Source organism: Serratia sp. MMO-28, from assembly GCF_037199905.1.
In the GTDB taxonomy this organism is placed as follows: Bacteria; Pseudomonadota; Gammaproteobacteria; order Enterobacterales; family Enterobacteriaceae; genus Chania; species Chania oryzae.
In genome coordinates this window covers 1-319 of record NZ_JBBCVB010000105.1, presented here as the reverse complement: position 1 = coordinate 319, position 319 = coordinate 1, and the positions used below count along the sequence as shown (strand labels likewise).

General features: G+C 51.4%; 1 protein-coding gene. It reads right to left on the bottom strand.

All coding sequences use genetic code 11. The annotated features are described in order from the left end of the window. Positions 1–189: diguanylate cyclase regulator RdcB family protein (locus WG891_RS26740; protein WP_337264986.1), on the bottom strand; the 189-nt coding region annotated here is incomplete at its 3' end. Between the last annotated feature and the right edge of the window lie 130 nt (positions 190–319).

Here is a 319-nt window from a genome sequence, read left to right as displayed (position 1 = left end):
GATCGCCTGCTGGCGTTGCACATTGGTACCAGTAAGATCGTGCCAGAGCCGCTCAAAAAATCGCTGGCTTTGTTGTATACGCGTGTGGTCACGCACGATATCAACACCGTTAGCCAGGTCGACAACGAATTTTTCGTGCAAGCAAGGTAATACCTGCACGACGTCCTGAGTGGTCATTATCAGGTTCATGCGCCCACCTGTTCGCCAGAGAGACAGGCCACTTCTTTTTGCAATGCATCACTGTCCTGGGCCATGTGCTTGCTGGTGGTCAGAAAGTAGTCCAGCTTTTTTTTAAGCGCTTCCACCTGCTGGGTTTCCT